Source organism: Pseudomonas sp. D8002 (assembly GCF_013385695.1).
Classification (GTDB): domain Bacteria; phylum Pseudomonadota; class Gammaproteobacteria; order Pseudomonadales; family Pseudomonadaceae; genus Aquipseudomonas.
The window spans coordinates 287,308-307,570 of sequence record NZ_JACAPM010000032.1; the positions used below are offsets into that span (position 1 = coordinate 287,308).

General features: G+C 60.9%; 21 protein-coding genes and 1 pseudogene. 8 read left to right on the forward strand and 14 right to left on the reverse strand.

Annotation, left to right across the window (positions count from 1 at the left end):
• Nucleotides 1–5 precede the first annotated feature (5 nt).
• Entirely contained in the window at nucleotides 6–980 is a 975-nt protein-coding gene (gene exbB / locus HX807_RS19350; protein ID WP_177050770.1) for a tonB-system energizer ExbB, read from the reverse strand.
• Between the two features lie 188 nt (nucleotides 981–1,168).
• On the opposite strand from exbB, the gene HX807_RS19355 reads away from it, so the two are divergent.
• On the forward strand, nucleotides 1,169–2,020 hold the full coding sequence (locus HX807_RS19355) for an SDR family oxidoreductase (RefSeq protein ID WP_087693712.1): 852 nt from the start codon (nucleotides 1,169–1,171) through the stop codon (nucleotides 2,018–2,020).
• Nucleotides 2,021–2,063: 43 nt separating this feature from the next.
• Here the strand turns inward: HX807_RS19355 and HX807_RS19360 are convergent, their stop codons facing one another.
• The 6 genes from HX807_RS19360 to HX807_RS19385 all read right to left on the reverse strand — a co-directional run bounded on the left by HX807_RS19360 (nucleotide 2,064) and on the right by HX807_RS19385 (nucleotide 7,368).
• On the reverse strand, nucleotides 2,064–2,807 hold the full coding sequence (locus HX807_RS19360; RefSeq protein WP_003213290.1) for a hypothetical protein: 744 nt from the start codon (nucleotides 2,805–2,807) through the stop codon (nucleotides 2,064–2,066).
• Between the two features lie 63 nt (nucleotides 2,808–2,870).
• Complete coding sequence (locus HX807_RS19365) at nucleotides 2,871–3,251, reverse strand: RidA family protein (RefSeq protein WP_003213288.1); 381 nt, start codon at nucleotides 3,249–3,251, stop codon at nucleotides 2,871–2,873.
• Between the two features lie 24 nt (nucleotides 3,252–3,275).
• Nucleotides 3,276–5,381: a bifunctional GTP diphosphokinase/guanosine-3',5'-bis pyrophosphate 3'-pyrophosphohydrolase gene (gene spoT / locus HX807_RS19370; RefSeq protein WP_008439435.1), complete on the reverse strand. Its 2,106-nt coding sequence runs from the start codon at nucleotides 5,379–5,381 to the stop codon at nucleotides 3,276–3,278.
• Nucleotides 5,382–5,441: 60 nt separating this feature from the next.
• Complete coding sequence (gene rpoZ / locus HX807_RS19375; protein ID WP_003176920.1) at nucleotides 5,442–5,705, reverse strand: DNA-directed RNA polymerase subunit omega; 264 nt, start codon at nucleotides 5,703–5,705, stop codon at nucleotides 5,442–5,444.
• Between the two features lie 167 nt (nucleotides 5,706–5,872).
• Complete coding sequence (gmk, locus tag HX807_RS19380; RefSeq protein WP_003213284.1) at nucleotides 5,873–6,493, reverse strand: guanylate kinase; 621 nt, start codon at nucleotides 6,491–6,493, stop codon at nucleotides 5,873–5,875.
• Between the two features lie 11 nt (nucleotides 6,494–6,504).
• The gene (locus HX807_RS19385) at nucleotides 6,505–7,368 is read right to left on the reverse strand and encodes a YicC/YloC family endoribonuclease (RefSeq protein ID WP_177050772.1); all 864 of its coding nucleotides are present in this window, start codon (nucleotides 7,366–7,368) and stop codon (nucleotides 6,505–6,507) included.
• A 217-nt stretch (nucleotides 7,369–7,585) separates the two neighbouring features.
• Here HX807_RS19385 and rph point away from each other — a divergent pair, with 217 nt between their 5' ends.
• Nucleotides 7,586–8,308 carry a ribonuclease PH gene (gene rph / locus HX807_RS19390; RefSeq protein ID WP_003213280.1) on the forward strand — a complete coding sequence of 241 codons (723 nt, stop codon included), beginning with the start codon at nucleotides 7,586–7,588 and terminating at the stop codon, nucleotides 8,306–8,308.
• 22 nt (nucleotides 8,309–8,330) lie between these two features.
• Nucleotides 8,331–8,699 carry a DUF4870 domain-containing protein gene (locus HX807_RS19395; RefSeq protein WP_003213278.1) on the forward strand — a complete coding sequence of 123 codons (369 nt, stop codon included), beginning with the start codon at nucleotides 8,331–8,333 and terminating at the stop codon, nucleotides 8,697–8,699.
• 58 nt (nucleotides 8,700–8,757) lie between these two features.
• On the opposite strand, the gene HX807_RS19400 is transcribed toward HX807_RS19395, so the two are convergent.
• On the reverse strand, nucleotides 8,758–9,537 hold the full coding sequence (locus HX807_RS19400) for an exodeoxyribonuclease III (RefSeq protein ID WP_003176915.1): 780 nt from the start codon (nucleotides 9,535–9,537) through the stop codon (nucleotides 8,758–8,760).
• An 82-nt stretch (nucleotides 9,538–9,619) separates the two neighbouring features.
• Here HX807_RS19400 and pyrE point away from each other — a divergent pair, with 82 nt between their 5' ends.
• Nucleotides 9,620–10,264, forward strand: coding sequence for an orotate phosphoribosyltransferase (gene pyrE, locus HX807_RS19405; RefSeq protein WP_003213276.1), 645 nt, complete (start codon nucleotides 9,620–9,622; stop codon nucleotides 10,262–10,264).
• A 168-nt stretch (nucleotides 10,265–10,432) separates the two neighbouring features.
• Here the strand turns inward: pyrE and argB are convergent, their stop codons facing one another.
• From argB to coaBC, 4 genes and pseudogenes are all read right to left on the reverse strand, one after another.
• Nucleotides 10,433–11,338: an acetylglutamate kinase gene (gene argB, locus HX807_RS19410; protein ID WP_003213275.1), complete on the reverse strand. Its 906-nt coding sequence runs from the start codon at nucleotides 11,336–11,338 to the stop codon at nucleotides 10,433–10,435.
• 19 nt (nucleotides 11,339–11,357) lie between these two features.
• Nucleotides 11,358–12,779, reverse strand: a pseudogene (locus tag HX807_RS19415) (phosphomannomutase/phosphoglucomutase); the annotation flags it as partial.
• Nucleotides 12,780–13,031: 252 nt separating this feature from the next.
• Nucleotides 13,032–13,487, reverse strand: coding sequence for a dUTP diphosphatase (gene dut / locus HX807_RS19420; protein WP_003213270.1), 456 nt, complete (start codon nucleotides 13,485–13,487; stop codon nucleotides 13,032–13,034).
• Nucleotides 13,488–13,492: 5 nt separating this feature from the next.
• Nucleotides 13,493–14,701, reverse strand: a complete 1,209-nt coding sequence (gene coaBC / locus HX807_RS19425) for a bifunctional phosphopantothenoylcysteine decarboxylase/phosphopantothenate--cysteine ligase CoaBC (RefSeq protein ID WP_003213269.1) — start codon at nucleotides 14,699–14,701, stop codon at nucleotides 13,493–13,495.
• A gap of 130 nt (nucleotides 14,702–14,831) precedes the next feature.
• Here coaBC and radC point away from each other — a divergent pair, with 130 nt between their 5' ends.
• The gene (gene radC, locus HX807_RS19430) at nucleotides 14,832–15,506 is read left to right on the forward strand and encodes a DNA repair protein RadC (protein ID WP_087693709.1); all 675 of its coding nucleotides are present in this window, start codon (nucleotides 14,832–14,834) and stop codon (nucleotides 15,504–15,506) included.
• 28 nt (nucleotides 15,507–15,534) lie between these two features.
• On the opposite strand, the gene HX807_RS19435 is transcribed toward radC, so the two are convergent.
• Entirely contained in the window at nucleotides 15,535–17,127 is a 1,593-nt protein-coding gene (locus HX807_RS19435) for an ABC transporter substrate-binding protein (RefSeq protein ID WP_008439424.1), read from the reverse strand.
• Nucleotides 17,128–17,585: 458 nt separating this feature from the next.
• On the opposite strand from HX807_RS19435, the gene rpmB reads away from it, so the two are divergent.
• Both rpmB and rpmG read left to right on the forward strand, forming a co-directional pair.
• A complete protein-coding gene (gene rpmB, locus HX807_RS19440; protein ID WP_003213263.1) occupies nucleotides 17,586–17,819 on the forward strand; it encodes a 50S ribosomal protein L28 in 234 nt (77 codons plus the stop codon).
• 11 nt (nucleotides 17,820–17,830) lie between these two features.
• Nucleotides 17,831–17,986, forward strand: a complete 156-nt coding sequence (gene rpmG, locus HX807_RS19445) for a 50S ribosomal protein L33 (protein WP_003176906.1) — start codon at nucleotides 17,831–17,833, stop codon at nucleotides 17,984–17,986.
• Nucleotides 17,987–18,056: 70 nt separating this feature from the next.
• On the opposite strand, the gene HX807_RS19450 is transcribed toward rpmG, so the two are convergent.
• On the reverse strand, nucleotides 18,057–18,419 hold the full coding sequence (locus HX807_RS19450) for a cupin domain-containing protein (RefSeq protein WP_003213261.1): 363 nt from the start codon (nucleotides 18,417–18,419) through the stop codon (nucleotides 18,057–18,059).
• Between the two features lie 230 nt (nucleotides 18,420–18,649).
• Between HX807_RS19450 and HX807_RS19455 the strand changes: the two genes are divergently transcribed.
• A complete protein-coding gene (locus tag HX807_RS19455) occupies nucleotides 18,650–20,143 on the forward strand; it encodes an aldehyde dehydrogenase (RefSeq protein WP_003213259.1) in 1,494 nt (497 codons plus the stop codon).
• Nucleotides 20,144–20,263 lie beyond the last annotated feature (120 nt).

The window sequence follows — 20,263 nt, forward strand, 5'->3', positions numbered from 1 at the left end:
GCCGATTACCCCACTTTCACCATGTGCGGTTGCGAGCTGCGCTCGGTAGGCAGATGATCGAGGTCACGGCTGACCAGCAACAGGACTTCTGCCGAAGCGTCCGACACCTGCGCCTTGTAGCCGGCGATCGAACGGGCGAAGACGTTGTAGATCACCACCGCAGGAATCGCGGCAACCAGGCCCAGTGCGGTTGCCAGCAGGGCTTCGGCGATGCCGGGCGCCACGACGGCGAGGTTGGTGGTCTGGGTTTTGGCGATGCCGATGAAGCTGTTCATGATGCCCCATACGGTACCGAACAGGCCGACGAAGGGCGCGGTGGAACCGATGGTGGCCAGCACGCCGGTGCCGTTGCTCATGTTGCGACCGCAGGCGGCAACCAGGCGCTCAAGACGGAAACTGACGCGTTCCTTGATGCCTTCTTTTTCACGGGTGTTGGCAGACAGGCGCATCTCTTCGAGTGCGTCGTGAACCAGCAGGTGCGCCAGGGTGCCCTTCTTCGCCGCGCTTTCGCTGGCTTCTTTCAGGGTGGTGGCTTTTTTCAGGTGGACGATTTCAGTGCGCAGGCGACGCTTGGCGCCCAGCAGTTCGAAGCCCTTGGCGATCCAGATGGTCCAGGTGATGATCGAAGCGATGGCCAGGCCGATCATCACGATCTTCACGATGATATCAGCGTTCTGGTACATGCCCCACGGCGACAGGTCGTGGGCCATGCCCAGGCTGTTGTCTTCTTCCAGCACGACGCCGGATTCGTCAGCCGGTGCGCCTTCGGCGGCCAGGGCCGGGTCGGTCGCGGCCGGTGCGGCGGCTGGCGCAGGAGCGTTTTGCTCTGTAGCTGGCGCGCTCGCTGCAGGCGCGGTGTTGTCGGCGAACGCGGCGGTCGGTGCCAGCAGGACGCTGAACAGCACTGCAGCAATCGCACGCCAGGCGCGGGATGGGCTGTGAGGCTTGGTTGGCGAAGCGGGGGATGTATTGCGTGTCATGCTGGCCGGACCTGAGAGAAAAAATGAGTGAGCGTCCTTCCAGACCGTAACGGGTCGAGGACAAATGGGCGGTTATTATTGCAAGTAATTCTTGTTAACAGAAGTAATACAGTTACTTTATTTGTCGTTTTGCTGGCCGCCGGTCATCTGCGGGGGCTAACCTTGACCTTTAAGAACGGAGTTTTGTGATGTCTGCGCCTTCTGTGGTGATTGCCGGTTGCGGCGATGTCGGTAGCCGTCTGGCCACCCAATTGCTGGCCCAGGGCTGGGAGGTTCATGGCCTGCGGCGGGATATTTCGCGCCTTCCCAAGGGCGTTATCGGGATTGCCGGCGACCTGTTCAATGAAGACTGTCCCGATACCTGGCCGGTGGGCGGGGTGGATTACCTGGTGTATTGCGCGGCCGCCACTGATCACGACGAGGCGGGTTATCGTGCGGCATACGTGCAAGGGTTGCGGCATGTGCTGGAGTGGCTGAACGACTACGGCCAGGAGCCCAAGCACCTGCTGTTTGTGTCCAGCAGCAGTGTGTATGGGCAGCAGAACGGTGAGTGGGTCGACGAAAGCTCCGAGACCAAGGCAGGCGGTTATTCCGGACAAGTGATGCTGGAAGCCGAGCAAGTGGCGTTGAATAGCGGCATTCCCGCGAGCGTGGTGCGCCTCACCGGTATCTATGGCCCGGGCCGGGAATGGCTGCTGAGCCAGGTGCGCCAGGGTTATCGCGTGGCGATTGATCCGCCTTTATATGGCAACCGGATTCACGCCGATGACGCGGCGGGCTTGCTGGCGTTTTTGCTGCAGCACGTGGAGCAGGGCGGTGTGCTGGATAAGTGCTACATCGGCGTTGACGATGCTCCGGCCCCGCTGGCCGAGGTGGTTGCCTGGTTGCGCGAGTACCTTGGCGTGACCGAATGGGCCGAGAACGCCAGCGTGCGACGCGCCGGTAGCAAGCAGTGCAGCAACGCCCGGGCCAAGGCGTTGGGCTGGGTGCCGCGTTATCCGAGTTATCGCGAAGGGTATGCGGCGATCCTGGAGGGTTGATCGCGGCGTGAAGAAAAAGGAGCCTGAGGGCTCCTTTTTTGCGTCACTGTTTTTCCAGCAACCACTGTCGTGGCCCGGGGGTAAACGAGGGTACCTCGTCGGCCTGGGCGGTGTTGATCGCCTGGAAGATCTCCAGTTGCTTGCCCTTGCGCGCAAAGATCCACGGGTTGCCCTGGCCGTTCAACTGTAGCCAGATACTGTCGTAGCCGCCGCTCATGGAGGCGCAATCGCCCGCCAGGCACAGCGAGTACTGATCGGCGCCGGGCAAGCCGGTCACCTGGCCATTGGCCTGGAACTGTACGGTGGCGCCTTCGCCAGTGCCGCTGCTGATTTTCCAGGTGCCGCCCATGTAGGCGGCGTACAGGGTGCGTTCGAAGTTGGCACCCAGTGGCGCGCCTTCGGGAGCTGGATCCTTGGCACGGGCGAACAGTTGCTCGGGCTCGTTATCATTGGCCCCTTGCAGCAGCAGCTTGCCTTTACGCTTGAGTTCAGTGGCGGAGCTGCCGTAGAAATCGACACTCCAGGCGCCGGATTTTTCACCCAGCAATTTGCCTTCAGCTACTTCAAAACCGTTGTAGTAGCGGGCCTGGGACGCTTTGGTGTTCACCTCCCATTCGAGGTTCGGACCATAGCTCTGCAGGGCTTCACGCAAAGGGCCGCCCTTGGCTGCCGCGTCGATGGCGGCCTGGTTGATCCAGGTGCCGCTCACATCCAGGTCGGCGGGATTGCTGGCGCAGCCGCCGAGCAACAGGGCGAGCAACGAAGAGGCAACGAGCGCTTTGCGCATTACGAAATCCTTCCAAGAACCAATTCGGCGCAGCCTTCCCGTGGAAGCGCTGCGCCGGATGTTTTACTCGATGACCAGAATGGCGTCCATCTCAACCTGCGCGCCCTTTGGCAGGGCGGCAACGCCGATGGCGGCGCGGGCAGGGTACGGCTGTTCGAAGTATTTGCCCATGATCTCGTTGACCTTGGCGAAGTGGCTCAGGTCGGTGAGGAAGATGTTCAGTTTGACGATGTCCTTGAACGAACCGCCCGCAGCTTCGGCAACCGACTTCAGGTTTTCGAAGACCTGGATGGTCTGGGCTTCAAAGCCTTCAACCAGCTCCATGGTTTTTGGGTCCAGTGGAATCTGGCCGGACATGTAGACGGTATTGCCCGCCTTGATCGCCTGGGAATAAGTACCGATTGCTGCTGGTGCCTTGTCGCTGGTGATAACAGTCTTGGTCATGAATGACTCCTTGTAATGGATGGGCTAGGCGCGCATGCGGGTGATGCGGATGACCCCGGTCAGGGCGCGCAGTTTCTTGATCACGCGGGCCAGGTGCACGCGGTCGTGCACGCTGACCACCAGTTGGACCACGCTGATGCGGCCATCGCGTTCGTCCATGCTGATTTTCTCGATATTGCCGTCGGCCGCGTTCACGCTGCTGGCCAGCAGGGCAATCAGGCCGCGCTGGTGTTCCAGCTCGACCCGCAGCTCGACGTTGAATTCGCCAGTGACATCCTTTGCCCACGAAAGCTGGATGCATTTCTCGGGGTTGTGGCGGATTTCACTGATGTTGCGGCAGTTGTCCAGGTGCACCACCATGCCTTTGCCCGCAGACAAATGGCCGACAATCGGGTCGCCAGGGATCGGCGTGCAGCACTTGGCGTAGCTGAGCACCAGGCCTTCGGTGCCGCGAATCGCCAGCGGGCCTTCGGGGCTTGGCAACTGTTCGCCTTCGCCCAGCAGGCGGCGCGCGACCACATAGGCCATGCGGTTGCCCAGGCCGATGTCTTCCAGCAAGTCTTCGATCAGTTCCTGGCGGTACTCGTGCAACATCGCCTGCACGCGTTCGGCCGGGATCTTGTCCAGTGAGCTGTCGAAGCCGTTGAGCACCTTGTTCAGCAGGCGTTCGCCCAGGCTGATGGACTCGGAACGGCGTTGCAGTTTCAGGGCATGACGGATGTGGGTGCGAGCCTTGCCGGTGACCACAAAGTTGAGCCAGGCCGGGTTCGGGCGCGCACCCGGTGCGCTGACGATCTCCACCGTGGAGCCGCTTTGCAGCGGTTCCGACAGCGGGGCCAGTCGACGATTGATCCGACAGGCTATGCAGCTGTTACCCACGTCGGTGTGCACCGCGTAGGCAAAGTCGACCGCCGTGGAGCCTTTGGGCAGCTCCATGATCCGGCCTTTGGGCGTGAACACGTAGACCTCGTCCGGGAACAGGTCGATCTTCACGCTTTCGATAAATTCCAGGGAGTTGCCGGCACGTTGCTGCATTTCCAGCACGCCCTTGACCCACTGGCGGGCGCGGGCATGGGTGCCTTTTGGCTGCTCGTCGCCGGTGGATTTGTACAGCCAATGGGCGGCGATGCCGTTGTTGGCCATCTCTTCCATTTCGCGGGTGCGGATCTGGATCTCGATCGGCACCCCGTGCATACCGAACAGCGTGGTATGCAGCGACTGATAGCCGTTGGCCTTGGGAATCGCGATGTAATCCTTGAAGCGTCCCGGCAGGGGCTTGTACAAATTATGTACAGCACCCAGCACGCGGTAGCAGGTATCGACCTTGTCGACGATGATCCGGAACGCGTACACGTCCATGATCTCGTTGAAGGCCCGGCGCTTGCCGCGCATCTTCTTGTAGATGCCGTAGATGTGTTTCTGCCGGCCGCTGACTTCGCCCTCGATCTCATCGATCGCCAGGCAATGGCTCAGGGATTCTTCGATCTTGTTGACGATTTCCTTGCGATTGCCCCGGGCGCGTTTCACTGCCTGGTAGATGCGCGCGGAACGCATCGGGTGCATGGCCTTGAAGCCGAGGTCTTCGAACTCGATACGAATGGCGTGCATGCCCAGCCGGTTGGCGATGGGCGCGTAGATTTCCAGGGTTTCCTTGGCGATGCGCCGGCGTTTTTCACCGGACAGCACTTCCAGCGTGCGCATGTTGTGCAGCCGGTCGGCCAGCTTGACCAGGATCACCCGGATGTCCCGGGCCATGGCCATGGCCATCTTCTGGAAGTTTTCCGCCTGGGCTTCGGCCTTGGTCTCGAAGTTCATCTGGGTCAGTTTGCTGACCCCGTCGACCAGTTCGGCCACGGTTTCGCCAAATTGCGCACTGAGCGCTTCCTTGGCAATGCCGGTGTCTTCGATCACGTCATGCAGCATCGCGGCCATCAGGCTCTGATGGTCCATGTGCATGTCGGCAAGAATATTGGCCACGGCAAGAGGATGCGTGACATACGCCTCGCCACTGCGGCGGCGTTGGCCGTCGTGGGCTTGTTCGGCGTAGAAATACGCTCGGCGGACCAGGTTGACCTGGTCTGGACCGAGGTAGGTCGATAAGCGATCGGCGAGGGCGTCTATGCTCGGCAAAGTATTAACTCCTGCCGTTGGCTGTGACCCCGCGCCGTGCTACGTCGACCAGGCATAGGCTTAGACGGCCTCGTTGGACTCGTCCTCGAACGCTGCAAACAGCGGTTCGTCTTCAACGATTTCGGCGTTGGCGATGAACTCGTAGCTCATCAGGCCTTCAGCGATTTCACGCAGGGCTACAACGGTAGGCTTGTCGTTTTCCCACTGGACCAGGGGCTCTTTGCCGCCAGTGGCCAGTTGACGGGCACGCTTGGTAGAGAGCATGACCAGCTCAAAGCGGTTATCCACGTGTTCTAGGCAGTCTTCAACGGTTACGCGGGCCATGGTATTCCTCGGAGCGAATGCAATATGCGCGCTGCCCGGTTGGGCGAGCGGACTGAACAGTTTAAAAAATCACCAGCGTTTAGGGAAGCGCTGATTTTTCGCAGGCCATCGCAAACGCGCTACAAGTGCCAATGTAAAGCCCCTGCAGCGGTTTTGGGAAGAGCCAATCAGCCGAGCAGTTCGGCCAATAATTTGCCGAAACGCTGCTGCTGACGCTTTTGCTGGAGCTGATTGGCGCGGAAAATCGCCTTCAGATCGTCCAGTGCGTGGGCGAAATCGTCGTTGATGATCAGGTAGTCGTAGTCGACGTAGTGGCTCATTTCACTGACGGCTTCACGCATGCGACCTTCGATGATCTCGTCGCTGTCCTGGCCGCGATTGGTCAGGCGCTGGTGCAACGCTTCCAGCGAAGGCGGCAGGATGAAGATCGAGCGGGCTTTGGGCATCAGCTGGCGCACTTGCTCGGCGCCCTGCCAGTCGATTTCCAGGATCAGGTCGTGGCCTTCGTCCAGGGTCTGCTGCAGGTGGCTTTGCGAGGTGCCGTAGAGGTTGCCGAAGACCTCGGCGCGCTCCAGGAAATCACCGTGCTCGATCATCTTGACGAACTCGGTGCGCTCGACGAAGTGGTAGTGCACGCCGTTCACTTCACCCGGGCGCATGGCGCGGGTGGTGTGGGATACCGAGATGCGGATCTGCTCGTCAGCGTCGGTCAGGGCCTTGACCAGGCTGCTTTTGCCCGCGCCCGATGGGGCGGAAATGATGTACAGGGTGCCGGTGCTGTGGGTCATGTCAGGGTGCCTTACTCGATATTCTGTACTTGTTCGCGCATTTGCTCGATCAACACTTTGAGGTTGACCGCAGCCTGGGTGCTGCGCGGATCAAAGGCTTTGGAGCCCAGTGTATTGGCTTCGCGGTTGAGTTCCTGCATCAGGAAGTCCAGGCGCCGACCGGCGGCACCGGCAGACTTGAGCACGCGGCGCACTTCCAGGATGTGGGTGCTCAGGCGGTCGAGTTCTTCGGCCACGTCGCTTTTTTGCGCCAGCAGGACCATCTCTTGCTCCAGGCGCACCGGATCCAGTTCGGCCTGCATGTCGGCGAAGCGGTCCAGGACCTTCTGGCGCTGGGTGGCAAGCATCTGCGGCACCAGTTCGCGCAGGGTCACCACGTCTTCTTCAATGGAGGTCAGGCGGTCGCTGATCAGGCGGGCCAGTTCGGCCCCTTCACGCTCGCGGCCGGCCTTGAGTTCTTTCAAGCCCTGGTTGAACAGGGTCAGCGCCTCGGCGTTCAACGCCTGTGGGTCAGTGGCATCGGCCACCAGCACGCCGGGCCAGGCCAGGACTTCCAGCGGGTTGATGGCGGCAGGCTGCTTGATCAGGCCGGCGATGGTTTCGGCGGCGGCGATCAATTGCGCGGCGCGCTCGCGATCCACCTGCAACGGCTTGCCGGTGGTTTCCTCGGTAAAGCGCAGGGTACATTCCAGCTTGCCGCGGGAGATGCCCTGGCGCAGTGCCTCACGAACCGCGCCTTCGAGGTCGCGAAACGATTCCGGCAGGCGCAGGTGCGGCTCCAGGTAGCGGCTGTTGACCGAGCGCAATTCCCAGCTCAGGGTGCCTTGGACGCCGGCTTTTTCGACGCGGGCGAAGGCGGTCATGCTGTGCACCATGGAGGTACCTCGCGATGCAGTCCCGCAAACAGGCGGGCTGATGGGTAGATTGAAGCCGACAGGCTGCGAAGGCGCAGGATTGTAGCTCAAGGGGACGGGTGGCCCCAAACAGTGGCTTCGGTGCCCGGGTTTGTAACAGGATTTTTTAGCCGTGCCGATCAGGGCTGGCGGCTCTATAATGCTCGGCAGTTTTTCGTCCTCCGTACAGGTATCCCCTATGAAACGTCCAAGTGGTCGCGCTGCCGATCAGCTCCGCTCGATCCGCATCACCCGCAACTACACCAAACACGCCGAGGGATCTGTACTGGTCGAGTTTGGCGATACCAAGGTTATCTGCACCGTCAGCGTCGAAAACGGCGTGCCGCGTTTCCTCAAGGGCCAGGGCCAGGGTTGGTTGACCGCCGAATACGGCATGCTGCCGCGCGCCACCGGCGAGCGTAACCAGCGTGAAGCCAGCCGTGGCAAGCAAGGCGGCCGCACCCTGGAAATCCAGCGCCTGATCGGTCGCTCCCTGCGTGCAGCCCTGGACATGTCCAAGCTGGGCGACGTGACCCTGTACGTCGACTGCGACGTGATCCAGGCCGACGGTGGCACCCGTACTGCCTCCATCACCGGCGCCATGGTTGCCCTGGTCGACGCGCTCAAGGTCATCAAGAAACGTGGCGGCCTGAAAGGCGGCGATCCGCTCAAGCAGATGATCGCGGCTGTATCGGTCGGCATGTATCAGGGCGAGCCGGTGCTGGATCTGGACTATCTTGAAGATTCGGCTGCCGAGACCGACCTGAACGTGGTGATGACCAGTACCGGTGGTTTCATCGAAGTGCAGGGCACCGCCGAAGGCGCGCCATTCCAGCCGGCGGACCTGAATGCCATGCTGGCCCTGGCCCAGAAGGGCATGACCGAAATCTTCGAACTGCAGAACGCCGCATTGGCCGACTGATTCAATCCCAAGGAGCGACGCCATGAGTGACAGCCAACTTCCACTGCCGACACCGTCCAAGGAAGTTCGCCAGTGGGCGATGCTCTGTCATTTTGCGGCGTTCTTCGGGCTGATGTTCCCGTTCGGCAGCCTGCTGGGGCCCTTGATTCTTTGGCAGGTGAAGAAGGATGCAGACCCGTTCATTGATGACCAGGGCAAGGAAGCGCTGAATTTCCAGATCACCGTGGGCATTGCCTGGGCGGTCTGCTTCCTGCTGGGTTTTATCGTGATCGGCTTCGTGTTGATGACCGTGCTGGTGATCGGCGCGGTGGTGATGACGATCATTGCGGGCATCAAGGCCAACAAGGGCGTGGCTTATCGTTATCCGTGGACATTGCGGTTGATCAAATAACCACCGCCCACAAAAAAACCGACAGTGATGTCGGTTTTTTTGTGCCTGGAAAAAGACCTTAGATGGTCAAGGTCCAGTCGTAGTCCACGATCAGCGGCGCGTGCTGCGAGAAGCGCGGCTGGCGTGGCAGACGTGCGCTGCGCACGAAGCGACGCAAGCCTGGCGTCAGCAGCTGGTAGTCAAAACGCCAGCCGAGGTTGAGCATCTCGGCCTGTTCGTTATCCGGCCACCAGCTGTACTGGTCGCCTTCGCGGCTGACTTCCCGCAGGGCATCCACATAGCCCATGTTGCCGACAATCTCGTCCATCCAGGCCCGTTCCGGCGCCAGGAAGCCCGGGGATTGCTGGCTGTCGCGCCAGTTCTTGATATCCAGCTTCTGTTGCGCCACGTACAGCGAGCCACAGTAAATGTACTCGCGACGTTTGCGCCGCTGTTTATCCAGATAACGGGCGAAGTCGTCCATTAGCTTGAACTTCTGGTTCAAGTCTTCATCGCCATTCTGCCCTGATGGAAGCAGCAAGGTCGCAATGCTGACCTTGTCGAAATCGGCTTGCAGGTAGCGCCCGTAGCGGTCGGCTGTCTCGAAGCCGAGGCCGCTGATGACCGCCTTGGGTTGCAACCGCGAATACAAAGCCACGCCGCCTTGGGCGGGAACTTCGGCATCACAGGCATAAAGGAAGTAGCCATCCAGTTGGAAGGCTGGGTCGTCCAGTTCAAAGGCGGAGGCGCGGGTGTCCTGCAGGCAGATGACGTCGGCATTCTGGGCTTGCAGCCAACTGAGCAAACCACGCTCGACTGCAGCCTGAATACCATTGACGTTCACACTGATGATCCGCATAAATGGCCCCAAAAATCGCGTGCGTGTATGATACACGCCGTCTACCTAATTAGCTAAATCCGTGGTATCTGAGGCTTTTTTCATGCAGGCGTATCAACGCGATTTTATTCGTTTTGCCATCGATCGCGGCGTATTGCGCTTCGGTGAGTTCACTTTGAAGTCCGGGCGCACCAGCCCTTACTTCTTCAATGCCGGCCTTTTCAACTCGGGTTCTGCCCTGGCGCAGCTGGGTCGTTTCTATGCGGCCGCCATCGTTGAAAGCGGCATTTCCTTCGACGTGCTGTTCGGCCCTGCCTACAAAGGCATCCCCCTGGCGGCCGCGACCGCCGTGGCGTTGGCTGAACATCACGAGCTGGATCTGCCTTGGTGCTTCAACCGCAAGGAAGCCAAGGCCCACGGCGAAGGCGGTAGCCTCGTGGGGGCGCCGCTCAAGGGCGACGTGCTGATCATCGACGACGTGATCACTGCCGGTACGGCGATTCGCGAAGTGATGCAGATCATCGCTTCCCAGGACGGCGCCAAGGCGGCCGGCGTGTTGATCGCGCTGAACCGCCAGGAGCGCGGCAACGGTGAATTGTCGGCGATCCAGGAAGTGGAACGTGATTTCGCGATTCCGGTGGTGAGCATCGTGTCCCTGAACCAGGTGTTGCAGTTCCTGGAAGATGACCCGCAGCTCAAGCAGCATTTGCCGGCGGTCAAGGCTTATCGCGAGCAGTTCGGCGTTTAGAAGATCCATGTGGGAGCGGGCTTGCTCGCGAATACGGCTTGTCAGTTGATATATGTGTCGACTGACCCGCCGCTTTCGCGAGCAAGCCCGCTCCCACATTTTTAGACCGAGTACATAGAAAAGGCCCCGTTCAATCGAATTGAACGGGGCCTTTTTGTTTACCAGCGCTTAGGGGCGCTTGCGGTTGCTGATCAGGGTACCCACACCGGTATCGGTGAAGATTTCCAGCAGGATCGCATTCGGCACCCGGCCATCCAGGATCAACGAGCTGCCAACGCCGCCTTGCACCGCTTCCAGCGCGCAGCGGATCTTCGGCAGCATGCCGCCGTAGATGGTGCCGTCGGCGATCAGGTCGTCCACTTGCTGGGTCGTCAGGCCGGTCAAGACCTTGCCCTCCTTGTCCATCAAGCCGGCGATGTTGGTGAGCAGCATCAGCTTCTCGGCCTTCAGCGCCTCGGCCACCTTGCCGGCCACGAGGTCGGCGTTGATGTTGTAGGACTCACCGTTGGCACCGACACCGATCGGCGCGATCACCGGAATGAAATCGCCTTTCACCAGCAGGTTCAGCAGGTCGGTGTTGATGCCGATCACTTCGCCCACCTGGCCGATGTCGATGATTTCCGGCTGGGTCATCTCCGGGGTCTTGCGGGTCACGGTGAGCTTCTTCGCCCGGATCAGTTCGGCGTCCTTGCCGGTCAGGCCGATGGCGCTGCCGCCATGGCGGTTGATCAGGTTGACGATGTCTTTGTTCACCTGGCCGCCCAGGACCATCTCTACCACGTCCATGGTCTGGGCGTCGGTCACACGCATGCCGTCGATGAAGTGACTCTCGATGGACAGGCGCTTGAGCAGGTCACCGATTTGCGGGCCGCCACCGTGCACCACCACCGGGTTGATCCCGACGGCTTTCATCAACACGATGTCGCGGGCAAAGCCGGTTTTCAGCTCGTCGCTTTCCATGGCATTGCCGCCGTACTTGATCACCAGCGTCTTGCCGACGTAGCGTCGAATGTAAGGCAACGCTTCGGAAAGGACCTTGGCGGTATTGGCGGCGGCTTCGCGTTCGAGGGTCATTCAGGGCTCCGGTAAAAAATCAGAACGGTAATTGGAGATCAGGGGCAACACGTTTCAACTGGGCGTGGAACACGTCCTTGATGCGCTGCAACTCAGCCTCGGTATCCGCCTCGAAACGCAGCACCAGCACCGGTGTGGTGTTGGATGCGCGAACCAGGCCCCAGCCTTTGGCGTAATCGACTCGCACACCATCAATGCTGGTCAGGTCGGCGCCTTCGCCCCATTGCGCATCGTGCAGTGCGTCAATGATGCTGAATTTGCTCTCCTCGGTCACATGGATATTGATCTCTGGCGTAGAAATATCATTCGGGAAGGTCTGGAACAGCTCCTGCGCGGTCGATTTTTCCTTGCTGAGGATCTCCAGCAGACGAGCGGCGCTGTAAATGCCGTCGTCAAAGCCGAACCAGCGCTCCTTGAAGAACACATGGCCGCTCATTTCGCCGGCCAACAGCGCGCCGGTTTCTTTCATTTTCTTTTTGATCAACGAGTGGCCAGTCTTCCACATTAGCGGGCGACCGCCGTATTCCTTGATCAGCGGTGTGAGGCGGCGGGTGCACTTCACGTCGAAGATAATTTCGGCACCTGGGTTGCGCGCAACCACGTCGCGGGCAAACAGCATCAGCAGGCGGTCCGCAAACACGTTTTCGCCGGTGTCCGTCACCACGCCAACGCGGTCGCCGTCACCGTCGAAGGCCAGGCCGACGTCAGCCCCGGTCTCCTTGACCTTGGCGATCAGGTCCACCAGGTTCTCGGGCTTGCCTGGATCCGGGTGATGGTTCGGGAAGTTGCCGTCGACGTCACAGAACAGTGGGATCACTTCGCAGTTCAGGGCTTCGAGCAGTTGCGGGGCGATCACGCCGGCCGCGCCATTGCCGCAGTCCACCACCACTTTGAGGCGGCGCGCGAGTTTGACGTCGCCGGTGATTTGGTCAGAGTAGCGCTGCAGGATGTCGACTTTGGTGACGCTGCCTTCGCCGCTGGTCAGGTCGTTGGTCTTCAGGCGGGTGTGCAGGGCCTGGATCTGTTCGTTGGCGAGGGTATCGCCAGCGATGACGATCTTGAAGCCGTTGTAGTCCGACGGGTTATGGCTGCCGGTGAGCATCACGCCCGACTTGCCGGCCAGTACGTTGGCTGCGTAGTACAGCGCAGGCGTCGGCACCAGGCCCACGTCGCTGACGTGGCAACCGCTGTCGGCCAGGCCCTGGATCAGTTGCTCGACCAGCTCGGGGCCGGACAGGCGGCCATCACGGCCTACGGAAACGTTGGGCTCGCCCTGTGCCAGGCTCTGGGAGCCAATGGCGCGGCCGATCCAGTAGGCGGTCTCGGCGGTCAGGGTCTTGGGGACCACGCCACGAATGTCATAGGCGCGGAAAATGCTGTCGGGAAATGTCGGGGCGACTCGGGCTGGGTTGCTCATTGCGGGGGGGAACTCCATCGATAAGGGGCTGGGCTGGCCTCAAGGGTGCTGACCGGCAGGCTCAAACTGAAGGGTAAGACGGCGTTTTTGGCATAGAGTTCGTGGTGCAAAAGTGCCATCGGCGCCGAAGCTCCGCCCTTTTGCCCCCTTAATGCCCTGATTTCACTGGGGAAACCTTGCTGGTAAGTTCCGCGCATTCTTCATCCTGAAAGGCCATGCGTTGGCATCAGGCCGGGTGAGGCACCCGGCTTGTTCGGCTAAGTCAATTCAGCTTAGTCAGTGGCTGCCGGAATGCCCGAAGCCACCTGCGCCGCGTTGTGTTTCGTCGAACTCTTCGACCAGCTCGAAGTGCGCCTGCACCACCGGTACCAGCACGAGTTGGGCAATGCGCTCGCCGACGGCGATATTGAACGCGGTCTGGCCACGGTTCCAGCAGGACACCATCAACTCGCCCTGGTAGTCCGAGTCGATCAGCCCCACCAGGTTGCCGAGGACGATGCCGTGTTTGTGGCCCAGGCCGGAGCGCGGCAGGATCAGCGCCGCCAGGCCCGGGTCGCCCACGTAGATCGACAGGCCGGTCGGAATCAGAATGGTCTGGCCTGGCTCAAGCACGGTGTCCTGCTTGAGCATGGCGCGCAGGTCGAGGCCGGCGGAGCCTGGTGTGGCGTAGGCCGGCAGCGGGAATTCGTTGCCGATGCGGGGGTCGAGGATCTTGGCTTGCAAAGCGTGCATGGAAATTAAACCTGGTTCAGCCGTTGGGCGATAAAAGAGATCAGTTGGCGGGCAATCTTGCCCTTGCTGGTCTGGGCGAAAACGGTAGCGTGCAACTCGCGGTCGATCACGCTGATGGCATTTTCCTCACTGTTGAAGCCGATGCTCGGGTTGGCGACATCGTTGGCGACAATCAGGTCGAGGTTTTTGTCTTTCAATTTGCGTGCGGCATAGTCCAGCAAATGCTCGGTTTCGGCGGCAAAACCGACGCTGAACGGGCGGTCCTCACGGGTGGCGATGGTCGCCAGGATGTCCGGGTTACGGACCATTTGCAGGAGCAGGCCGTCGCCGCTTGTAGGGTCTTTCTTGAGTTTCTGCGGTGCAACCACCTCGGGGCGGTAGTCCGCTACCGCAGCCGAAGCGATGAACAGGTCGCAGGGAATCGCCGCTTCACAGGCCGCCAGCATGTCGCGGGCGCTGACTACGTCGATTCGGGTGACGCGATCCGGGGTCGGCAGATGCACCGGGCCGGTGATCAACGTCACACGGGCGCCTGCCTCGACCGCCGCTTCCGCCAGGGCAAAGCCCATTTTTCCTGAGCTATGGTTGGTGATGTAGCGCACCGGGTCGATGTTTTCCTGGGTCGGGCCGGCGGTGATCAGCACGTGCTTGCCGGTCAGGGCCAGGTGCTGGAAGCAGTCGGCGGCGCATTGGGCCAGGTCGGTGGCTTCGAGCATGCGGCCCATGCCCACGTCGCCGCAGGCCTGGCTGCCGGAGGCCGGGCCGAAAACCTTGAGGCCGCGGCTTTGCAGGAGTTGGGTGTTGGCCTGGGTGGCCGGGTCGCGCCACATGGCCTGGTTCATGGCCGGGGCGATCGCGACGGTGGCGTCGGTGGCCAGTACCAGGGTGGTCAGCAGGTCGTCGGCAATGCCTTGGGCCAGGCGGGCGATCAGGTCGGCGGTGGCCGGGGCGATCAGCACCAGGTCGGCCCACTTGGCCAGCTCGATGTGGCCCATGGCGGCTTCGGCCGCAGGGTCCAGCAGGTCGAGGTGAACCGGGTGGCCGGACAAGGCCTGCATGGTCAACGGGGTGATGAATTCACTGCCGCCACGGGTCATGACCACGCGCACTTCGGCGCCTTGGTCGAGAAGCCTGCGAACCAGCTCTGCGCTCTTGTAGGCGGCAATGCCGCCGCCGACGCCGAGAACGATGCGTTTCCGATACAGACGCTGCATTGGCTTGCCTTTCCAGTTCAGTGATGGCGTTGCGATGCCCCCTCCCCAGGTGAAATCGCACGCAAAAAGATGGCCTAAGATACCACAGCGTCCGCCATGCAACAGCGGCGCACATGCACACGGAGGTGCCATGAGTATTCGCGATTGGCCTGCGGCAGAGCGTCCGCGGGAGAAGCTGTTGGAGCTGGGAGCGGAGAACCTTTCCGACGCGGAATTGCTGGCGATTTTCCTGCGCACCGGGGTGTCAGGCAAAAGTGCCGTGGACCTGGCGCGCCATCTGCTGGCGCAATTTGGCAGCCTTCGGGCGCTGATGGAGGCGAGGCAGCCGGTGTTCAGCCAGCATTTGGGGTTGGGGCCGGCGAAGTTCGCCCAGCTTCAAGCCGTACTGGAGATGGCGCGCCGTCATTTGGCTGAACGCCTGCGCAACGATTCGGTGCTGGAAAGCCCGGAGGCCGTGCGCGACTACCTCAAGGCACTGCTGCGCCACGAGCCTCACGAGATATTCGGCTGCCTGTTTCTCGACGCCAAGCATCGAGTGCTGGGTTTCGAAAAGCTGTTTCAAGGCACCATCGACAACGCCATCGTCTACCCGCGACAAGTGGTGAAGCGCGCGCTGGACTACAACGCCGCGGCGCTGATCCTGTGCCACAACCATCCTTCCGGCAGCCCCGAGCCCAGCATCGCTGATCGAAAATTGACCAAGGTGCTGCAAAAGGCGCTGGAGATGGTGGACGTGCGTGTGCTGGACCACATCATTGTGGGGGAGGGTGACCCGCTGTCGATGGCGGAATTTGGGTGGATGTAGGGGCTGGCATGCCAGCCCCTGGCAGGGGTCAGGGCTTGACGCTGACCTTGGAGTAATCCTGGCGCCCGAACGGGCTCACCTGATACCCCTCGACATTCTTGCGGGTCAGCGCAAACGCGGTCGGGTGCGCCAGTGGCAGCCAGAGCGCCTGCTGCTGGATCTGCGCCTGTGCCTGCTGGTACAGCTTGCTGCGCACGCCTTGTTCGCTGGTGGTCTTGCCGGCGCTGATCAGCTTGTCCAGCGCCGGGTCGCAGTAGCGGGCGAAGTTGGTGCCGGACTTCACGGCCGCGCAGGAGAACTGCGGCGTCAGGAAGTTATCCGGGTCGCCGTTGTCACCGGCCCAGCCCATGAACAGCAAGTCGTGCTCGCCGGCCTTGGCGCGGCGGATCAGTTCGCCCCACTCGATCACACGGATTTCAGCCTGGATGCCGACCTTGGCCAGGTCCGCCTGCAGCAGTTGTGCGCCCAGGCTGGGGTTGGGGTTCAGCAGGCTGCCCGACGGCCGGGTCCAGATCGTGGTCTTGAAGCCATCCTTGAGCCCGGCGCGATCCAGCAGTTGCTTGGCCTTGGCAATGTCCTGCGGATAGCCCGGCAGGTCCTTGGCATAGCTCCAGGTATTGGGTGGGTAAGGGCCGTTGGCGGCTTCGGCGGTGCCTTCGAATACGGCCTTCAGATAGCTGGCCTTGTCGAAGGCCAGGTTGATCGCCTGGCGAACTTCCGGCTTGTCCAGTGGCGGATGCTGGCTGTTGATGGCGACAAACGCGGTCATGAAGGCCGCGGTTTTCTCGATCTTCAGGTCGGCGTCTTTCTGGGCGGCATCAATATCCAGGGGCTTGGGCGACAAGGCGATCTGGCACTCGTCGCGACGCAGTCTCTGCAGGCGCACGTTGGCGTCCGGGGTGATCGCAAAGATCAGGTTATCTACCGCAGGCTTGCCGGCGAAGTAATCCGGGTTGGCCTTGTAGCGAATCGTCGCGTCCTTCTGGAAGCGCCCGAAAATGAACGGCCCGGTGCCGATAGGCTGGCTGTTGAGCTTCTCCGGGGTGCCGGCCTTGAGCAGTTTGTCGGCATATTCCGCCGGGTAGATCGAGGCAAAGCCCATGCTCAAGGCGGCGAGGAAGGTCGAATCGGCGTGGTCCAGGGTGAAGCGCACGGTCAGCGGGTCGAGGGCGTCGATCTTCTTGATCAGCGTGGGCAACTGCAGCGACTGGGCGTGGGGGAAGCCGCTCTGGGCGATCTTGTGCCAGGGGTTGGCCGGGTCGAGCATGCGCTCGAAGCTGAAGCGCACGTCTTCGGCGGTCAGGCTGCGGCTTGGCGTGAAGTAGTCGGTACGGTGGAATTTAACGTCCGGGTGCAGCTTGAAGGTGTAGGTGAGGCCGTCCGGCGACACTTCCCAGCTGTCCGCGAGGCTCGGGACCAGCTTGCCGCTGGTGGCGTCGAAGTCCACCAGGCGGTTCATCAATACGTCTGCCGAGGCGTTGGTGGTGGTCAGCGAGTTGTATTGCACCACGTCGAAGCCTTCGGGGCTGGCTTCGGTGCAGACGCTCAGGGTAGTGGCCGCCTGGGCGTGTGCAGCAATAAAAAGAGGGGCTAGCAATAGCGGTAGGGCAGCGAGGCGCATATTCGGTTTCCTTTGCAGATCGAAGGCCCATCTGCGAGTGCAGTCTGGAAAAGTCCTACCGTAGTGGGCTGATTGACAAATGACTAGCCCATTTTTGCCTGTGCTTTTGCCGCAAATACTGTTTTGATGGCGCCTCAGGTCGTTTTGCCGAGCACTTTGCAGTGCGCGCGGGCGCTGTAAATCATTCTGTGCGACGAGCGGTTAGCTTCTATAGCGGCCCACCCTGGCAACGGTTCAGGCGTCCATGGCCTGGATTTACGCGTATAAAAGTACACGGCCTGTTGTTGCACTGGGGTCTTTCTGGTATAAAGCAGCGCTCTTTTCTAGGGGCCCGGTTCCTTCGCTAGTAGGTGTAGCCGGTAAGACCCTAAAGAAACGCGGCGCCTGGCGCCAAATGACTGAGAGATTAAGCGGCCAACCCATGCCGGGTTGGGCATGTGGTTTTAGAGGGCTGAGGCATGTCGAGAGTCTGTCAAGTTACCGGTAAGGGTCCGGTGACTGGGAATAACATTTCCCACGCAAACAACAAAACCCGTCGTCGTTTCCTGCCAAACCTGCAGCATCACCGCTTTTGGGTTGAAGAAGAGAAACGTTTTGTTCGTCTGCGCGTATCTGCCAAAGGCATGCGTGTTATCGACAAGCGCGGCATCACTGTCGTGCTGGCCGAACTGCGCCGCGACGGCAAAATCTAAGGAGCTAAATCATGCGTGAATTGATTCGAATGATCTCTAGCGCCGGTACTGGTCACTTCTACACTACCGACAAGAACAAGCGTACTACCCCGGACAAGCTCGAAAAGAAAATGTTCGACCCGCGCGTTCGCAAGCACGTGATCTACAAAGAAGGCAAAATCAAGTAATTGGTTTTCTTTCTTGTGAAAAAAAGCCCGTATCTCACGATGCGGGCTTTTTTTTGTGCCTGTTAAATGATCAGGCCTTTTCTTCGAACACCACGTAGATCTTGCGGCAGGGTTCCAGCACTTCCCAGGTGCCGCTGAAGCCGGCCGGAATGACGAAGCGATCACCGGCCCGCAAGGTCTTGGCGTTGCCGTCGGCATCGCGCAACACCGAAACACCCTGCACGATCTCGCAATACTCATGCTCGGTGTAGTTGACCTTCCACTGTCCGACTTCACCTTCCCAGACCCCGGCGCTCATCTGGCCGCACGGACTGTTGTAGTGGTTGTAGACGGTTTGCTCCGGGTCGCCCTTGAGGATTTTCTCCGCAGCCGGACGGTAGCGATCAGGCTCGGTCCTGGCCTGGCTGAAGTCGACGATATTCTGGATGTTCATGGGCGTGTCCCGTCTGGCCTGCGGTTGGAGAGCTCAAAGTCTATGTTTATTAAAATGAACATCGCAAGGGCGTTTGCTGCCGTTATGTCAAATATATTGAAACATCCATCGCCGCTGGTTTAGGGTGGCAGCTGCCTTGAGCCGAACAGCTGGCTGGCCGGGCAAGAATTCTTCGAAGGTGCCTGGGTACATCGCCCGGCCCTTGTATTCAATAAGAGGAGGACACTCGCATGACCACCCTGACCCGTGCCGACTGGGAACAACGCGCCAAGGATCTGAAGATCGAAGGCCGCGCCTACATCAATGGCGAATACACCGCCGCCGTTTCCGGCGACACGTTCGAATGCCTGAGCCCAGTCGATGGCCGCCTGCTGGCAACCGTTGCCAGCTGTGACGTCGCCGACGCCCAGCGTGCCGTAGAAAACGCCCGTGCCACGTTCAATTCCGGTGCCTGGTCGCGCCTGGCGCCAGCCAAGCGCAAAGCCACCATGATCCGTTTCGCCGGCCTGCTCAAGGCCAACGCCGAAGAGCTGGCACTGCTTGAAACTCTGGACATGGGCAAGCCGATCAGCGACTCCCTGAACATCGACGTCCCAGGCGCGGCGCAAGCGCTGAGCTGGAGCGGCGAGGCCATCGACAAGATCTACGATGAAGTCGCAGCCACCCCTCACGACCAGCTGGGCCTTGTGACCCGTGAGCCCGTCGGCGTTGTCGCGGCCATCGTGCCGTGGAACTTCCCGCTGATGATGGCCTGCTGGAAACTCGGGCCGGCGTTGTCCACCGGTAACTCGGTGATCCTCAAGCCATCTGAAAAATCACCGCTGACTGCCATCCGCATCGCTGCCCTCGCGGTTGAAGCCGGCATCCCGAAAGGCGTGTTCAACGTGCTGCCGGGTTATGGCCACACCGTGGGTAACGCCCTGGCGCTGCACATGGACGTCGACACCCTGGTGTTCACCGGTTCCACCAAGATCGCCAAGCAACTGCTGATTCGCTCCGGCGAGTCGAACATGAAGCGCGTCTGGCTGGAAGCTGGCGGCAAGAGCCCGAACATCGTGTTTGCCGATGCCCCGGACCTGCAAGCCGCCGCCGAGTCCGCGGCCGGCGCCATCGCCTTCAACCAGGGCGAAGTGTGCACCGCCGGTTCGCGCCTGCTGGTGGAGCGTTCGATCAAGGATAAATTCCTGCCGCTGGTGATCGAGGCCCTCAAGGCCTGGAAGCCGGGCAACCCGCTCGACCCGGCCACCACGGTCGGTGCGCTGGTGGATACCCAGCAGATGAACACCGTGCTGTCGTACATCGAAGCCGGGCATGCCGATGGCGCCAAGCTGGTGGCCGGCGGCAAGCGCACGCTGCAGGAAAGCGGTGGCACCTATGTCGAGCCGACGATTTTCGACGGCGTGACCAACGCCATGAAGATCGCCCAGGAAGAAATCTTCGGCCCGGTGCTGTCGGTAATTGCCTTCGACAGCGTGGAAGAAGCCATTGCGATCGCCAACGACACCCAATACGGCCTGGCCGCTGCGGTGTGGACGTCGAACATCTCCAAGGCACACCTGACCGCCAAGGCACTGCGTGCCGGCAGCGTGTGGGTTAACCAGTACGATGGCGGCGACATGACCGCACCGTTCGGTGGTTTCAAGCAGTCGGGTAACGGCCGCGACAAGTCGCTGCACGCGTTCGACAAGTACACCGAGCTGAAGGCGACCTGGATCAAGTTGTAAGCCTCCAGGAACACCGCTGTAAAAAATGTGGGAGCGGGCTTGCTCGCGAATGAGGTATCACAGTCGCTGATGTATTGACTGGTACACCGCATTCGCGAGCAAGCCCGCTCCCACACTGTT